Origin of the sequence: Micromonospora saelicesensis, from assembly GCF_900091575.1 — a bacterium.
Classification (GTDB): domain Bacteria; phylum Actinomycetota; class Actinomycetes; order Mycobacteriales; family Micromonosporaceae; genus Micromonospora; species Micromonospora saelicesensis.
On the sequence record NZ_FMCR01000002.1, the window covers coordinates 367,320 to 382,210 of the forward strand.

The window sequence follows — 14,891 nt, forward strand, 5'->3', positions numbered from 1 at the left end:
GCATTACGGTTGGTTTGCGCCAGATGAGAGGAAATGCCCCTCTCGGTTCGCTTTTCGGGCGTGTCACCAATCGAGAGGATTCGGACCATGCGTGACCTTTCCCGTCGTGATCTGCTCAGGGCGACGGCCGTCGGCGCCGGAGCGGTCGCTATCCCGAGCGTGATCGCCGGCAGCTCGGCCGTCGCGGCCGACGGTCCCGGGTGGCCCTCCGACACGAAGTTCCCCCCGGCACAGCTGACCGGACGGATCGTCCGCCCGCAGAGCCCCAACTACGCGGAGGCCAGCCTCGGCTGGGACGAGCTGTTCGTGCACTATCCGCTGGTCATCGTCTTCGCTCAGGAGACCCAGGACGTGGTCAACGCGCTCACCTGGGCGCGGCAGCACGACGTCGCGCTGCGGGTACGCAGTGGCCGGCACAACCTGGAAGGCTGGTCGAACGTCGACAACGGCATCGTGATCGACGTCAGCGAGCTGAAGGACGTCCACATCGACACCGCCGCCCGCATTGCGAAGGTCGGCGCGGGGCTCACCCAGTCGGAGGCCGTGACCGCCCTCGGCGAGCACGACCTCGCGGCGACGACGGGCACGGAGGGGACCGTGGGCCTCTCCGGGGCCACCCTCGGCGGTGGCTTCGGCTTCCTCACCCGCTACCTCGGGATGGCCTGCGACAACCTGATCGGCGCGGAGATCGTCGTGGCGGCGGGCGCCGACGGGGCGAAGGTGCTCGAGGTGGACCCGTGGAACTACTCGGACCTGCTCTGGGCACTGCGCGGAGCGGGCAACGGCAACTTCGGGATCGTCACCTCCCTGACCTACAAGGTCGCTCCGCTCACGAGCGTCGCCTACCTTCAGGTGACCTGGCCCGGCCTCGGCGACCTGCACGAGGTCTTCGACGCCTGGCAGCGCGTCGCGCCCTTCACCGACCCCCGCCTCGGCAGCCAGGTCGAGGTCCACCCGGATGAGATCCTGCTGTTCGCGGTGCTCGCCGAGGGGTCCGAGGCAGAGGCCAGGAAGCTGCTGGCGCCGATCCTGTCGATCGGCAACCCCACGGTCACCGTGCAGATCGGTGGCTGGGGCGACGTCTACGCCGGCTTCCAGATCCCGAACGAGGACGAGCCGGCGAAATGGAAGTTCTTCTCCCAGTTCACCCGCGAGCCGTTCCCGGAGAAGGCGGTCAGCATCGTCCGTGAGTTCATGGAGAAGTCGCCCTCGCCCGACAGCAACTTCTTCACCCAGGCCTTCGGCCGCGGGGCGCAACGGCAGGAGCCCTTCGGTGGCGCGGCCTTCCCGCACCGCGACGCGCTCTTCTACTCGGAGCCCGGCGTCGGCTGGGGCACTCGCGGCGAACCCGACAGCGACGACGCCGTGACCCCGATCGCCCAGACCTGGATCGCCGAGTTCAGCCAGGCGCTGCGGCCCTACGTGGACGGCGCCTACGTCAACGTGCCGAACATCGGCATGGCCGAGTGGGAGAAGGCCTACTGGGGGCACAACTTCCCTCGGCTGCGCAAGATCAAGGCGAAGTACGACCCGCACAACGTCTTCCAGTACGAGCAGAGCATCCCGCCCGCGACGCACTGACCCGGATGACCGGCGGTGCGGGTGACACCGACCCGCACCGCCGGACCAACCAACCTCGCGTCCGGGAGGGAGGCGCAACTCGGCGCGGGAGGCGTGTCACTCGTGAGTGCGGTATACCTCAGAGTCATATTCATACCTCTGAGGTATACCGCTCGTCGAAGAAACTGCCCTCGGCTGCCGTCACCCACTGTGAGATGCGGTCCCCACCGCCGCCGACTGCGGGGCTCGACCCACCGGTCAGGACGGCGCGGTCTCGTTGAGGACGACGCGCAGCAGGTGCGGGGCGCTGGTGGCGAGGTCGCCGAGCACGGCGAGCAGCAGACCGCGCTGATCGGACGGCTCGTCGGCGAGCAGTTGGCCGGCGTCGGTGATCAGCAGGGTGAGCGGACCGGCGTCGAGCCGGTCCCGGAGCACGTCGGAGAGGGCGTCCCAGGTCTCCCCCAGGTACTCCGGCAGGGCCAGCACGGCGGCGAGCGTAGCGAAGAGCCCGGCCCTTGTTCGCGTCGTCGCTCCGGCCAGCACCACCGCGCCGGGCACGTCGAGGCCGCCGTCGCGGCAGACGATCAGCCAGTCGGGCACCCGACCCGCGTGCTCGTCGACCATCACGTTCCTCCTGATCTGACCGGTACGACATCTGACCGGGCGACATCCGACCGGGACGACGCCGCAGCGGGGGCCGGCCGACCGAGGCAGGCCGGCCCCCAGGTCGGTCAGAGTCGGTAGAAGTCGGTGTAGTGGTTGGGCGAGAACCAGGTGACCCCGGTGCTGCGGTTCACCACGATCCGGTACGCGTCCCGGGCGGCGCCCTGGGTGCGCGGGTAGACGTCGTACTCGTAGTAGGTGGCGTTGGTGGGCAGTTGACCCTCGTAGTTGTAGAACTGGCCGCCGGCGAAGTTGGACTTCCCGCCGCTCCAGGAGTACCAGCCTCGACTGGTCGGGAACCCCTTCGCGGACCAGCCCGAACGGGCGGTGCGGGCGTCCGCGCAGCGGCTCATGGTGCAGGAGCTGTAGACCGCCGCCGAGGCCGGGTCGGTCAACCGAGGGGAGACCACGGACGGGCCGACCAGCGCGGCGGCGACCATGGCGAGGAGCAGGGCGAGGGTGGTGGTACGCCGGCGGATCGCGCCGAGCGTGGCCAGCGGGGACACGAGGGTGGACACAGGCTGCCTCCAGACCATCCAATCCATCGATCCGCATGGTTGTCGGACCGAACCCAGTCTCACCGCTGCCGGTCGACGGCAACACCCCTCCGCACCCCAACTGCTCCACAATGCTCGGTTAACGCCGACTGATCATCGGTCTGGTTGGTGTCGATATGCCGTCTGCTCGGTGACGGCGTGGCGGCGGGCAAATCGGTCACCGGTTGTTAGCGTGAAACGCGGATCCGTGACCGTGGAGGGGTGCAATGACGGACGCCCCCGACGGGAGGCCGAGGCCCGCGGACCAGTGGCGGCACCGGGGCGTACGAGGGTTGACCGTCGCCCGCGACGCCGGTGTGCGCGGCTGGCGGTGGTGGGCACGTAGCTGGGATCGGCTGGTCGCCGCGCTCCAGGACGAGGCGCCCGTCGGCTCCGCTGCCGCGCCGTCGCCGTCCGGTCCACTCGTCGAACAACGCGACGCACCCCGGCTGATCGCGGTCCCGGCACGCGGATACGTGTACTCGTTCCACATCCGCGCCACGTTCGCCTGGTCGTCAGCCGCGAGCCTGCGGTCCGAGGTGCTGAGCTGGTACGTCCAGTACTTCCAACCGAACGCGATCCAGCGGCTGACCCGGCTGGCCGCCGACGCCGCCCGGGACCTGCCCCCACACCGGGCCGGAGACCTGGAGGTGGCGTTGCAGCGGGCGCTCGCCGAGGATCCCCTGTGGCACTACCAACGGGGCGACATCACCCTCACCTGCCGCCCCGACGCCGCCGTACGACTCGACGAGCGGATCCTGCCCGCGCTCCAGCCGCACGTCGACCGCCTGGTCAAGCTGGAATACCAGTTCGACGAGCAGATCCGAAAGGCCCGGTACGCCGAGGAGCTCAGCCGCCAGTGGGCGACGATCCTGGATGATCACGCGGACGACCACGACCTGGCCGACGCCCGCGACCACATGCTCAGCGCGCAAAGAGAAGCCGCACGATGGATAGCCGAACTCCTCCACCGCCACGCCAACCCCTCACCAGAGTCGGCACCCTCGCCCCGAGTTCCCCCGAACGTCTAACCGCCGAAGCTCAGCGCCTGCCGCAGATCCACGTCGAGGCTCTCGTTGTACTGCGGATCGGGCTCGGCCCCGGCAGCGCTGAGGACGGTGCTGAAAAAGCATCTGGCGCCAACGGCGAGGATCACGTGGAAGATATCCGTGTCATCGAGACCGTGGTCACGCAGGCCGGCGACGTCGGCCTCGGTGACGGAGTTCGCATCGGCCGCGACCTTTCCGGCGAAGTCGACGACTGCGACCTCCTGCTCGGAGAGACCGGCGCCGCCATGGTCTGACGCGATGGCGGCGACGGTTGGCGCGTCGAAGAACTTGTCGCGTAGGACCTTTCCATGCGCCAGGCCGCAGTAGGAGGATTTCAGTGCCCGGGCCGCGGCGAGGGTCGCCAACTCATAGCGGCGCAGCTCCATCCCGGCCTTCACCGCACCGTTGAGCTGCTGCCATGCCAGGTACACCGCCGGGCTCTGGGCGAACAATCTGGTGTAGTTGGGCAGGTAGCCCATCGCCTTCGTGTCGGCATCGAACATCCGCTCGGTGTCCAGCGACTGCGCTGCCTGCTGCAGGAAACTCATCCGACTCCTCCCCATGCTCGACCCGGACGGTACGCCGTTGGCACTGCGGACGCTGTCAGGAAATCGGCCGTGCGCGCCCGCACCGACGGATCAGCTGCGTAGCCACCTGTCCCATGGCGGATGACCGCCGCCGGTCCGGTCGACCCGGCGGCGGCCAATCGGGTTCGGGAGCGCCCGTCCGAGCAGGTGCGCGCTAGTAGGTGAAGGTCCAGAGGAAGTAGAAGCCGGGGGCGTTGGGGCCGTACTGGCGGTACTCGCAGTAGTACCAGCTCCAGAGACCGGTCTGAACACCCTCACTGCCGTAGCTGTTGCAGAACTGGCCGTCGGAGTAGACGTTGCGCAGCGTGCCGCCCGGCGGATCCGCCGCAGCCGGAGTGGCGCTGAACCCGACCAACCCGCCCAGTGCCAGCGCCGCCGCCGTCACCAGGGTCGCCCATCTGCGTCCGCGCATGAAGCCTCCTCATCACCGTCCACGGCGCATGGCGGCTCCGCGTTGAACCGAGACCGGGACATCGAAGTTCGTGAAACTAAAGGCTTGCATGGGGACGTGCGGTTCGGCTCCCGACAACGGGCGGCGCTACCGCGACGATCCGCCAGCGATCTCCATCGAATGGGCATCTCCCCTGAACACGCGTCAGCCGCCGTGCCACATCGGGGCGCTGCGGTTGACGGTCTGCACCACGATGGCCGGCTCGGTGAGGACGGCGACCAGCCGTCGGGACGCCGCGACCGCGAGCGGACCCAACGTCTGGTGCTCGATCACGGCGTGGCACAGCTGGAGGCCCAGTTCGGCCAGCTCGCGTCGGCCCAGCTCGATCCGCCGTGGGTGCTCGCGCCGCCCAGCCAGCACCGCTCGGATACGGCGACGCAGTTCGGCCTGTTCGTCGGTGTCGCGTCGCATCACCTCGACCGACCAGCGCCACGTCTCGGCGAGGAGCAGCAGGTCGACCCGGTCGGGCGGTTGATCGGCGAGGAGCAGTTCCTGGTGGCAGACGACCAGGGCCGTGGCGGGTTCACCGTCGTCGACGAGCAAACCGGCGAGTAGTCCCGCACCGATGGGTGCCGGCTCACCGAGGTCCTGGCTGGCAGCCGTACGTATCAGGTCCAAGCGGCTGCGTGCGGCTTCCTCGTCCCCGCTCAGGTGGTGCAGGACGGCCAGGAACTCCTGCACTCCAGGAGCGGCCGGGCGGGTCGCGGAGGCGGACTCCGATGTGATGCCGTTGGCCGCCTGGCTCAGCTCCTCCGCCGCGACGAGCAGTTGTGTCACCGGCGCGTCTTCCGCGATCAGCCGGGCGAGCCGCTGCCGCTGCACCGCCGACGGCGTCGGCTCGGTGGGTGGTGGGATGAGCGCCAGCAGGCTCGCCAGCCGGGTCCACTCGCCCGCTGCCGCCCCGGCCAGCAGCGCCCGGCGCAGCGCCGCCATGGTGAGGTCGTCGGCGTGCCCGATGCTCGCGGCCCGTGCCTGCGTGACGTCAGCGAAGACGCCCAGCGCCTCCGGCCAGTAACCGGCGCGGGCAAGCTCGACTCCGAACTCCTCACGCAGCCGGCTCCCCCGTCGCGCGCTCACCGACCCGCCGGCGAGTCGGCTCTGCAGGCGGCCGTGCCGGAACCGGTAGGCCCCCGCGCCGTCGCGTAGCAGGCCGACGGTCTCGGCGTACGCCAGGAAGGCGAGCAGTCGGTGCGGTGTGCGGCCACGGAGGGCGAGGGCTGCGCGGGTGAGGGCGAAGCGCAGCCACGCCCCGCCCCCGCGCCGGTGCAGCCACCAGCCCAGCCCGAGCCCCACCCCGGCCCAGACCAGCGCCGGCAGCGGCGGTACGGCGGACAGCACCCCGGTGAGACGCAGCGCCGCGATGACGAGGAGCAGCCGGATGACGCCGGTGGCGGCGCTGGCCAGCGCGGAGGCCACGCTGGCGGCGCGGTCCGCTTCCAGGGTTTCGACAACGCTGGTCGCACCGAGTTCGGCGGCGGGCGCGGCGACGTCCACCCGCAGTCCGGCCAGGACCGCTTGGTACGCCCAACTCACCAGACCGACCATGACGGCGGCCCGGGCCGGGTCGGGCCACGGTGGCAGCCCCGGCACGCGGTCCAGCAGCGCTACCAGTTGCGGAGTGGGCGCAAAGGCGGTGAGGAAGCTGAACGTGGACAGTCCCAGGAAAGCCCCGCCGAGCAGCGCGCCGGGCAGCCCGACGCGAAACGCCCGGCGCCCACCGACGAACGCCACCCGGCGGGGTCGTTCTCGACCGGCCCGACCCGAGCCGCGGATCAGCGCCACGACGGAGGCCAGCAGGAAGGCCGTGATCGCCAGGGCGTCCGTCTCGCGGACCAGCGCGTCGAGGAGATTCCGGGTCGGTGGGTGGGTCACCAGCTCCGCCGTCGCCGTGAGGGCGTCCGCGGAGAGGGTCAGCGTCAGCCACACCGCCACCGCGGTACGCGCACCGGCGACGAGCGCCCAGAACGGGCCAGGCTGCGCGTTCGCCAACTGCCACCAGCGGAACTCCCGGACGTCGAGCGACTCCATGTGCGCGGCGAGGAAGGCCAGGTAGCGCCGGGCGGTCTCGGGTTCCCAGCGCCGTAGCCCCTGGGAACCGCGGCGGGACCGCAGCGCGGCATCCACCGCCCTGGTCAGCAGATCGTCCTCTACGGAGCGTTGGCCCCGCTCGCGAGCCAGGGGCACGAGGTCCCGGGGATCGGTGCCCGGCTGGTCGAAGGCGCTGCGGGCCATCGCCACCATCAGCGGGGTGGAGAGGGCGGCGGTCAGCTGCGGGGCGTCCCCGAGGGTGGTGGCGACGGAGGTCCAGTTGTCGACCTGATGCAGCGGGGCCGCGTCCACCAGGTAGTCGGCGACCTCTGCGGGCGCCGGCGGTCCGAGCATGACCACAGCGGCGCCGCGTAGCTTCTCCCCCTGGGTCAGGTAACGCTCGTAGACCGAGGTCCGGCAGGTGAGGACGAAACGCTGGGTCGGCAGTGCGTTGAGTTCGTCGAGGCAGGCGATCAGCCGGTCTTCGGGTACCTCGTCCAGTCCATCGAGGACTGGCACCACCAGGTCGGTCTCGATGAGGTCGCGCAGCACGGCATCGCGGCGCGGGTGACCGGCCGCGAGCTGCGGGTAGCGCCGCCCGATCCGGTCGACCAACCAGTCGTGGAAACCCTCCTGATCGGGATCCCAGGAGTCAGCGGGGACCAATACGGGCACCGGGGTGTCCGGCTCGCGGTGCACGGGCAACTCCCGGGCCATCCGCAGCGCGAGGATCGACTTGCCGGAGCCGGCCGGTCCCAGCAACAGCAGCCGCCCAGAGGGCACGCGCCGGTAGCAGCTCCACAGTGTCCCGTTGCCACCGGCGAGGTCCACCGGGACGGCGGAGCTGGATCGGCCGATGGCCCGCCAGGAGGGGAGGAACCGGTCGGGAGCGGTGCGCCACCGCACCGGCAGCGGGTAAGGTTCGTCGACGGTACGCAACAGCGCCTCGTCGGTCGGATCGCGTCGAATCAGCTCCACGAGCTCGTCGGCGGCGGCGCGTCGGTGGGCGGCCGCCTCGGCGAGACCCGTCGATTCGGTGCGAAAGAGCTGGTCCAGCGGGACGTAGACGGCGATGACCCCGGCGACGACGCCCCAGGTCCAGTTGACCTTCTCGAAGTCGTACCGGAGCCACACCCACGCCGTGCCGCCCGCCGCCAGCGCGGCCACGACGCCCAGCGATCCCCACTTCCACCCGCGACGCCGCACCGCACGATTGTGGTCGACCCGCGCCCGCCAGGACACCCCGCCCGCTTCGGGCCCCGGCACCGCCGCACTCAGGTGGCGGGTGCCTCCGGCGTCGCGGTGGACCGGTCGACGAACGCCTGCCGCAGCGTCGCGGACTGCTCCACCGACCCCCCGCGCACCCCCAGACTGCGCCGGGCCGCCCGGTAGTAGCCGTCGCGGGCCTCGTCGACGCGGGTCAGCATGCCCGCCACGTCCGATGGTGGCTCGACGATTCCCCGGGCGAGCCGTTCGACCTGCCAGATCGCGTCCCGCCAGCGGGCGGCAGCGGCGACCGTCGGCTCGTCGCCGAGCAGCAGCAGGTTCTCCCAGACGATGGTGCGCCGAGCGTCCGCCTCAGCCAACCGGACCAGCCCCTCCTCACGGTCGATGGGGTGGCTTCGCGATCCCGGCCGGTGGTCGGCCGTGAGCCGCAGCGCCACCGCGTGACTCTCCTTGAGGGCGTGCGCGTAGTCGACGTACGCGTCGAGCCGCCGCTCGTCCCAGCGGACGCTCTGACTGCGCCGCCATCGGGCGCGGTCGGCGAGGGAGGTGGCGAGGATCGTGCCCACGGTGCCCACCAGGACGCCGAGGAGCGCCGGAAGCTGCGTCAGAAGGTCGCTCACGCGCTCGAGGCTGCCAGCACCAGGCAACCTCGTCCGCCCCGAGCCACACCCGCGAGTTGCCCGGCCCGGTTCCTGTCATCGGCGGCAGTTCAGTACGGAACGCGGCTCAGGACGGGACGTCGCGGTGGCGGAAGGCGGCCACGCCGACGGCGAGCAGGGCCGCGGCCACCGCCGCCAGCACCACCAGGGGAAGCGCCGCCGGGTCGACGGCGGGCACGGCCGGCACATGGGTGTACGGCGAGACGTTGAGCGCGGCCTGCGGCAGCTCCAACACCGCGCCGAGTTGCCCGAGGAGCAGGAAGACCAGCAGCGCCGTCCAGGACAGCACCACCGACCAGCGGGGCAGCAGCCCGAAGATCGCGGTCACCACCCCGGCGATCACGAGCAGGGCGGGCAGGCGCAGCAGCGCGGCACCGCCCAGCTCGACGGCCTGGCCGAGCGGGTCTCCGGTGACGATGCCGTAGCCGAGGCCGGTGGTCACACCGGCGACGAGCAGCAGGACGACCGCACCGAGCGTCGCGGCGAGAACCTGGGTGCCGAGCCAGCGGGTACGGCTGACCGCCGTGGCGAGGGCGGCCTCCAGCACCCCGTCGGCTTCGTCGCCTCGTACGCGGAGCAGGGCCTGCACGACGTACGCGCCGATGGTCAGGGCGAAGAGGCCGAGCATCGCGGCCAGGTACGCGTTGATCAGGTCGGCCCCGCCACCCATCGCGTTGATCGCTTCGGCGGCGGCCGGATTCGCGTCGATCATGTCGTTGAACTCGTCGCCGGCGATGCCCATGGAGAAGCCGAGCACGGCCACCCCGACCGCCCAGCCGAGCAGCGTGCCGCGCTGCATCCGCCAGGCCAACCCGGCAGGGCTGAGCAGCCGTGGCGCGGCGGTGGCCGGGCCGCGTCGAGGGGCGATCAGCCCGGCGCCCTGGTCGCGTCGCTCGGCGAGGGCGTACGCCAGCGCCACTCCGACGAGCAGCAGTGCGACGGGCAGGGCGAGCACCCACCAGCGTTCACCGTCGAAGGCTCGTACCTGGTTGCCCCAGCCGAGCGGGGAGATCCACGACGGCCAGGCGCTGCGCACTCGGGTGCCGTCGGCACTCTGTTCGCCGAAGACGTCTCCGGCGGCGCGCAGCACGAAGGCGAGCCCGACGGTGGCGGCGGCGAGCGCGTTGGCGCCGCGCGCGGTGACGGAGAGCTGGGCGGTGACCGCGGCGATCGCGGTGAAGGCGACCCCGACGCCGCCGATCGCGGCCGCTGCCGCGACGGAGCCGGCGAGCGGCAGACCGGCGCCGGCCAGCGCGACCGCGAGCAGCACGGCGGCCACTGTGTTCGCCGCGACGATGACGAACAGCGCGGCGGTGAGCGGCGCGTACCGGCCGACCACGTTGGCGCCGAGCAGTTCGGCCCGGCCGGTCTCCTCGTTCTGGCGGGTGTGCCGGGTCACCGCGAAGGTGCTCAGCAGCGCGACGATCAGAGCCAGCGTCACGTACGTCTCGGCGACGACCACGGCACCGAGGTCGGTGCCGTGGATGGGGCCGTTGAAGGCGCGGGCGACCAGGCTGGACGCCGAGGTGGTGGCGTAGCCCAGCCGGGCCTCCTGGCCCGGGTAGATGCTGGCGACGCTGCCGGCGAGAGCGTAGCCGAGCAGGGGCGTGCCGAGGATCCAGATGGCGAGGCGGATCCGGTCGCGGCGCAGCACGAGCCGGGCCAGCCGGGTCGTGCCGGTGAGGGCGCTCACCGGGCACCGCCGTGCGGGGCGTCAACCTGCGCGTCGGCGTCCGAGGAGCCGGCGGCGGGAGCGCTGGGAGCGCCCGATGCAGCAGTGGCGGTGGAAGCGCCCGCGGCAGCAGTGGCGGGAGCGCCGGTGGCAGCGGCGGCGGGGTCGTCGCCGTAGTGGCGTAGGAAGAGCTGCTCCAGGGTCGGTGGTGTGCTGGTCAGCGCGCGGACGCCGAAGCGGATGAGCTGGCCGAGCAGCTCGTCGAGGTGGGCGGGCTCGACCTCCAGGTGGGTGCGGCCGTCGACCTCGTGCACGTCGTGCACGCCAGGCAGCACGTCCAGGCCGCTGACCGGGCGGGCGGTCTCGACGGTCACCGCCGTGCGGGTGAGGTGGCGCAGCTCGGTGAGGGTGCCGGATTCGACGGTACGGCCCTCGCGGATGATGCTGACCCGGTCGCAGAGCGCCTCGACCTCGGCGAGCACGTGGCTGGAGAGCAGCACTGTGGCACCGGCCTGCTTGACCCGCCGGACCTCGTCCTGGAACACCGCCTCCATGAGGGGGTCGAGGCCGGAGGTCGGCTCGTCGAGCACGTACAGCTCCACCGGGGAGGAGAAGGCGGCGACGATGGCGACCTTCTGCCGGTTGCCCTTGGAGTAGGTGCGGCAGCGGCGGGTCGGGTCCAGGTCGAAGCGGTGCAGCAGCTCGTCGCGGCGACGCCGGTCGAGGCCACCGCGCAGTTGACCGAGCAGGTCGATGGCTTCCCCGCCGGTGAGGTTGGGCCAGAGGCTGACGTCACCCGGCACGTACGCGAGTCGGCGGTGCAGGCGGACCGCGTCGCGCCACGGGTCGGCGCCGAGCACCTGGGCGTCGCCGGAGTCGCGGCGGAGCAACCCGAGCAGGATCCGGATGGTGGTGGACTTTCCGGAGCCGTTGGGCCCGAGGAAGCCGTGCACCTCCCCCTGCTCGACGTGCAGGTCCAGCCCGTCGAGTGCCCGGATGGCGCCGAACGTCTTGACCAGGTTGCCGATCGAGATGACGGGCATGGCCCCTCCTGCCGTTGGCTGCGTCGAGAGTCACCACTGTACTGACCGACGGTCAGTGGAATCAACGGTGATCGTGCCCACCGGTCAGGACGTCGCTAGGCTGGCCGGCATGACCGCCGATCCCGCGGACGACACCCGTACCCGGATCCTGCGCGCCGCGCTCGACCTGTTCGCCGAACACGGCTACCAGCGCACCTCGCTGCGGCAGATCGGCGAACGGCTGCGGCTCACCAAGACCGCGATCCTGTACCACTTTCCGGCCAAGGAGCACCTGCTCGCCGCCCTGGTCGAGCCACTGCTGGCCGACCTGGAGACGCTGCTCGACGCCGCGCAGACGCAACCCACCGAGCAGGCCCGGTGGACGGTCCTGGAGGGCTGGGTGGACGTCATACTCGCTCATCGTCGACCGCTCGGCATGCTCTACCACGACATCGCGCTGGTCGGTCGAGGCGACACGTACCACCGCCTGATGGAGGTCGCGATGCGGGCCAACGACCTCATCGCCGGACCGAACGCGGGGCGCCGCGAGCGGGTTCTCGCGGTCCAGGCGGTGGGCGCGTGCAGCGATCCGGTCGTCTTCTTCACCGACGTGCCCGACGAGGTGCTGCGCGCCGACATGCTCGACGGCGCACGCCGACTGCTGGCCCCGCATCCCGCGGACACGGCGGCCGGCCCACCCGCGGGGTCCGCGGCCGGGTCGCGCACGGACGCCGCCGCCGGGCCACACACAGACGCCGAAGCCGGGCCGCGCACGGACGCCGCTGCCGGGCCGGACGCGGACGCCGCCGCCGGGCCGGACGCGGACGCGACCCTGGGGAGCGCGACCCCGGCGACGCCAGCGGGCGCGGCGAGCGGGGCGGCGAGCCGACGTCGGCGGCCGGGACGGCCGGCCGCTCTGGGCCGGGAGCAGGTCGAGGCGGCCCGGCGCATGCACGCGGCGGGCACCCACTCCGTGGACGCCATCGCCGCCGCGCTGGGTGTCTCGCGGGCCACCGTCTACCGCCACCTGACCGCGCCATAACGAGACAGTTCCGAGACGGTTTCGAGACGGTTGTGATCCGGCGTTCAGGCCGCCAGCGTGGCGTAGCGGCCGTTGCGGTCCAGCAGGCTGGCGTGGGTACCGGCCTCGACGATCCGACCGTGGTCGAGCACCGCGATCTGGTCGGCGTCGCGGACCGTGGAGAGCCGGTGCGCGATGGTGATCGTGGTGCGCCCCTGGGCGAGTACGTCGAAGGCCCGCTGTACGGCGCGTTCGGTCTCGGTGTCCAGCGCGCTGGTGGCCTCGTCGAGGACCAGGATGCGCGGGTCGCGCAGCAGCGTCCGGGCGATGGCGAGGCGCTGCTTCTCACCGCCGGAGAACCGGTGGCCCCGTGAGCCGACCACTGTGTCGTACCCGTCGGGCAGCCCGGCGATCAGGTCGTGAATCTGGGCGGCGCGGGCGGCGTCCTCGATCTCGGTGTCGGTGGCCTCCGGCCGGGCGTAGCGCAGGTTCTCCCGGACGGTGGTGTGCAGCAGGTACGTCTCCTGGCTGACCACGCCGACGATCGCGGCCAGGTCGGCCAGGCGCAGGTCGCGCAGGTCGACGCCGTCGACGGTGATACGGCCGGCGCTCGGGTCGTGCAGTCGGCTGATCAGCCCGGCGAGGGTGCTCTTGCCGGAGCCGGTCTCGCCGACCAGGGCGAGGCTGGTGCCGGCGGGCACGTCGAGGGTGATCCCGGCGAGGGCGGCGGTGTCGCTGCCCGGGTAGCCGAAGGTGACGTCCTCCAGGCGCAGGTGGCCGCGTACCCGGGTCGGGTCGAGGCGGACCGGCTCGGTGGGGTCGGCCACGTCGACCGGAAGGTCCAGGTATTCGAAGATCCGGGCGAAGAGCGCCAGCGACGCGGTGAGCGAGACGCCCACGTTGAGCAGCCCCATCAGCGGTCGGAACAGGCCGCCCTGCAGGGCGGTGAAGGCGACCAGGGTGCCGATGCTCAGCGTGCCGGCGGTGCCGGGCAGCCCGGCGGCGAGGTAGATGACCGCCGGTACGGCGGCGAAGATGATGCTCATCGAGGCCATCCGCCAGCGGCCGGCCAGCTCACTGCGCAGCTCCAGGTCGACCAGGCGGGCCGAGGAGGCGGTGAAGCGGTCGATCAGCGCGGGGCCGGTGCCGAGGGTCTTGGCCAGCTGTATGCCGCTGATCGAGAGCCCCTCCTCGACGGTGACGTTGAGGTCGGCGAGTTCGCGTTGCCGTTGGGCGGTGATCTCGCGGCGCATCCGGGCGACCCGACGGGTCAGCCAGATGGCCGGCGGCAGCACCACGAGCGAGACCAGGGAGAGCTGCCAGGAGAGCGCGACCATGGCGACGGTGGTGGCGACCACTGTGGTGAGGTTGGCGGCGACGGCGGTGGCGGTGGAGGTGACCACCGACTGCATGCCGCCGATGTCGTTGGTGATCCGGGACTGCACCTCGCCGGTGCGGGTGCGGGTGAAGAAACCGAGCGACTGGCGCTGGAGGTGACTGAAGACGTCGGTGCGCAGCCGGTGCATGACCCGCTGGCCGACCTGGGTGGAGATCCAGGTCTGCACGACGCCGAGGGCGGAGGTCACCGCCGCGACGGCGACCATGCCGAGGACCAGCCAGACCAGCAGGGTCACGTCGCCCTGCGGCAGGGCCCGGTCGATCACGGCACGCAGCAGGAACGGGGTGGCCATCGCGATGATCGAGGAGACCACGATGATCGCGGTGACGGCGGCCAGCGCGGGCCGGTGGGGGGTGAACAGGCGGCCGATGCGGCGCAGGGACACCTGACGGGCCTGCGTCTTCTCTTCGGCGCTGAGGGTGCGGTGGCCGCGGTCGCGGCCCATCGGGGTGGGTTCCAAGGGGGCACTACCCTTCGTCGGCGATATTGCTGAGGTTACCTCATCATGAGGGAGCAACCACATATCCTGCTACCGTATTCCGGTGACCGAGCACACCGTCGACAGCGCCGACGACGAGAGCCTGGCGGAGACGTTCTGGGCGGTGGCGTCCCGTCTGCGCCGGCAGACCCGCGACTCACTGGCGCCCTGGGACGTCACCCCCAGCCAGTCCCGGGCCCTCGGCGTGCTGGCCCGGCACGGCGAGGTACGCCCCGGCACCCTCGCCGAGCATCTGCGCATCGCGCCCCGGTCGGCGACCGAGGTCGTCGACGACCTCCAGACCCGGGGGCTGGTCGAGCGCCGACCCGACCCGGCCGACCGCCGGGCGACACTGGTCGCGCTCACCGAGGAGGGCGACCGGGTCAGCACCGCCATCCGGGCCGCGCGCCGGGCCGAGGCCGACCGATTCTTCGGCCACCTCAACGACACCGACCGCGCCGAACTCGCCCGTATCCTGCGTACCCTGCGCGGCTGACGGGTTTGCTCCCCGCGCCCACGGGTAGCCAGCGCCCCCGTCC

12 protein-coding genes and 1 pseudogene are annotated in these 14,891 nt (G+C 71.8%); 4 read left to right on the forward strand and 9 right to left on the reverse strand.

Features of this window, described 5'->3' with window-relative positions:
* Positions 1 to 87 precede the first annotated feature (87 nt).
* On the forward strand, positions 88 to 1,581 hold the full coding sequence (locus GA0070561_RS09650; RefSeq protein ID WP_091398554.1) for an FAD-binding oxidoreductase: 1,494 nt from the start codon (positions 88 to 90) through the stop codon (positions 1,579 to 1,581).
* Between the two features lie 237 nt (positions 1,582 to 1,818).
* Here GA0070561_RS09650 and GA0070561_RS09655 read toward each other — a convergent pair whose 3' ends face one another.
* Together GA0070561_RS09655 and GA0070561_RS09660 are read right to left on the reverse strand one after the other, a co-directional pair.
* Positions 1,819 to 2,184 carry a barstar family protein gene (locus GA0070561_RS09655; protein ID WP_091398557.1) on the reverse strand — a complete coding sequence of 122 codons (366 nt, stop codon included), beginning with the start codon at positions 2,182 to 2,184 and terminating at the stop codon, positions 1,819 to 1,821.
* Positions 2,185 to 2,291: 107 nt separating this feature from the next.
* Positions 2,292 to 2,741 (reverse strand): ribonuclease domain-containing protein, encoded by a 450-nt coding sequence (locus GA0070561_RS09660; RefSeq protein ID WP_244166133.1) that lies wholly within the window; start codon positions 2,739 to 2,741, stop codon positions 2,292 to 2,294.
* A 245-nt stretch (positions 2,742 to 2,986) separates the two neighbouring features.
* Here GA0070561_RS09660 and GA0070561_RS09665 point away from each other — a divergent pair, with 245 nt between their 5' ends.
* On the forward strand, positions 2,987 to 3,790 hold the full coding sequence (locus GA0070561_RS09665) for a hypothetical protein (RefSeq protein WP_141710340.1): 804 nt from the start codon (positions 2,987 to 2,989) through the stop codon (positions 3,788 to 3,790).
* Here the strand turns inward: GA0070561_RS09665 and GA0070561_RS09670 are convergent.
* The 6 genes and pseudogenes from GA0070561_RS09670 to GA0070561_RS09695 all read right to left on the reverse strand — a co-directional run.
* On the reverse strand, positions 3,787 to 4,356 hold the full coding sequence (locus GA0070561_RS09670; RefSeq protein WP_244166134.1) for a carboxymuconolactone decarboxylase family protein: 570 nt from the start codon (positions 4,354 to 4,356) through the stop codon (positions 3,787 to 3,789). The two genes, GA0070561_RS09665 and GA0070561_RS09670, sit on opposite strands and share 4 nt — an antisense overlap.
* Before the next feature lie 193 nt (positions 4,357 to 4,549).
* On the reverse strand, positions 4,550 to 4,807 hold the full coding sequence (locus GA0070561_RS09675) for a hypothetical protein (RefSeq protein ID WP_091398562.1): 258 nt from the start codon (positions 4,805 to 4,807) through the stop codon (positions 4,550 to 4,552).
* A gap of 183 nt (positions 4,808 to 4,990) precedes the next feature.
* On the reverse strand, positions 4,991 to 8,080 hold the full coding sequence (locus tag GA0070561_RS09680; RefSeq protein ID WP_141710341.1) for an NACHT domain-containing protein: 3,090 nt from the start codon (positions 8,078 to 8,080) through the stop codon (positions 4,991 to 4,993).
* A 68-nt stretch (positions 8,081 to 8,148) separates the two neighbouring features.
* The gene (locus GA0070561_RS09685) at positions 8,149 to 8,721 is read right to left on the reverse strand and encodes a hypothetical protein (RefSeq protein ID WP_091398567.1); all 573 of its coding nucleotides are present in this window, start codon (positions 8,719 to 8,721) and stop codon (positions 8,149 to 8,151) included.
* 106 nt (positions 8,722 to 8,827) lie between these two features.
* The gene (locus tag GA0070561_RS09690; RefSeq protein ID WP_091398570.1) at positions 8,828 to 10,453 is read right to left on the reverse strand and encodes an ABC transporter permease; all 1,626 of its coding nucleotides are present in this window, start codon (positions 10,451 to 10,453) and stop codon (positions 8,828 to 8,830) included.
* Between the two features lie 119 nt (positions 10,454 to 10,572).
* A pseudogene (locus GA0070561_RS09695) lies at positions 10,573 to 11,475 on the reverse strand (ABC transporter ATP-binding protein); the annotation flags it as partial.
* A gap of 109 nt (positions 11,476 to 11,584) precedes the next feature.
* On the opposite strand from GA0070561_RS09695, the gene GA0070561_RS33915 reads away from it, so the two are divergent.
* Complete coding sequence (locus GA0070561_RS33915; RefSeq protein ID WP_208603722.1) at positions 11,585 to 12,496, forward strand: TetR family transcriptional regulator; 912 nt, start codon at positions 11,585 to 11,587, stop codon at positions 12,494 to 12,496.
* A gap of 44 nt (positions 12,497 to 12,540) precedes the next feature.
* On the opposite strand, the gene GA0070561_RS09705 is transcribed toward GA0070561_RS33915, so the two are convergent.
* Positions 12,541 to 14,319, reverse strand: a complete 1,779-nt coding sequence (locus GA0070561_RS09705) for an ABC transporter ATP-binding protein (protein WP_208603723.1) — start codon at positions 14,317 to 14,319, stop codon at positions 12,541 to 12,543.
* 97 nt (positions 14,320 to 14,416) lie between these two features.
* Between GA0070561_RS09705 and GA0070561_RS09710 the strand changes: the two genes are divergently transcribed.
* On the forward strand, positions 14,417 to 14,848 hold the full coding sequence (locus GA0070561_RS09710) for a MarR family winged helix-turn-helix transcriptional regulator (protein WP_091398582.1): 432 nt from the start codon (positions 14,417 to 14,419) through the stop codon (positions 14,846 to 14,848).
* Positions 14,849 to 14,891: the final 43 nt, after the last annotated feature.

What these genes read in the sequence shown, in the direction of transcription:
- GA0070561_RS09705 (WP_208603723.1), bottom strand. Translation starts at nt 14,319, where the DNA reads ATGGGCCGCGACCGCGGCCACCGCACCCTCAGCGCCGAAGAGAAGACG.
- GA0070561_RS09665 (WP_141710340.1), top strand. Translation starts at nt 2,987, where the DNA reads ATGACGGACGCCCCCGACGGGAGGCCGAGGCCCGCGGACCAGTGGCGG.
- GA0070561_RS09670 (WP_244166134.1), bottom strand. Translation starts at nt 4,356, where the DNA reads ATGAGTTTCCTGCAGCAGGCAGCGCAGTCGCTGGACACCGAGCGGATG.
- GA0070561_RS09675 (WP_091398562.1), bottom strand. Translation starts at nt 4,807, where the DNA reads ATGCGCGGACGCAGATGGGCGACCCTGGTGACGGCGGCGGCGCTGGCA.
- GA0070561_RS33915 (WP_208603722.1), top strand. Translation starts at nt 11,585, where the DNA reads ATGACCGCCGATCCCGCGGACGACACCCGTACCCGGATCCTGCGCGCC.
- GA0070561_RS09650 (WP_091398554.1), top strand. Translation starts at nt 88, where the DNA reads ATGCGTGACCTTTCCCGTCGTGATCTGCTCAGGGCGACGGCCGTCGGC.
- GA0070561_RS09655 (WP_091398557.1), bottom strand. Translation starts at nt 2,184, where the DNA reads ATGGTCGACGAGCACGCGGGTCGGGTGCCCGACTGGCTGATCGTCTGC.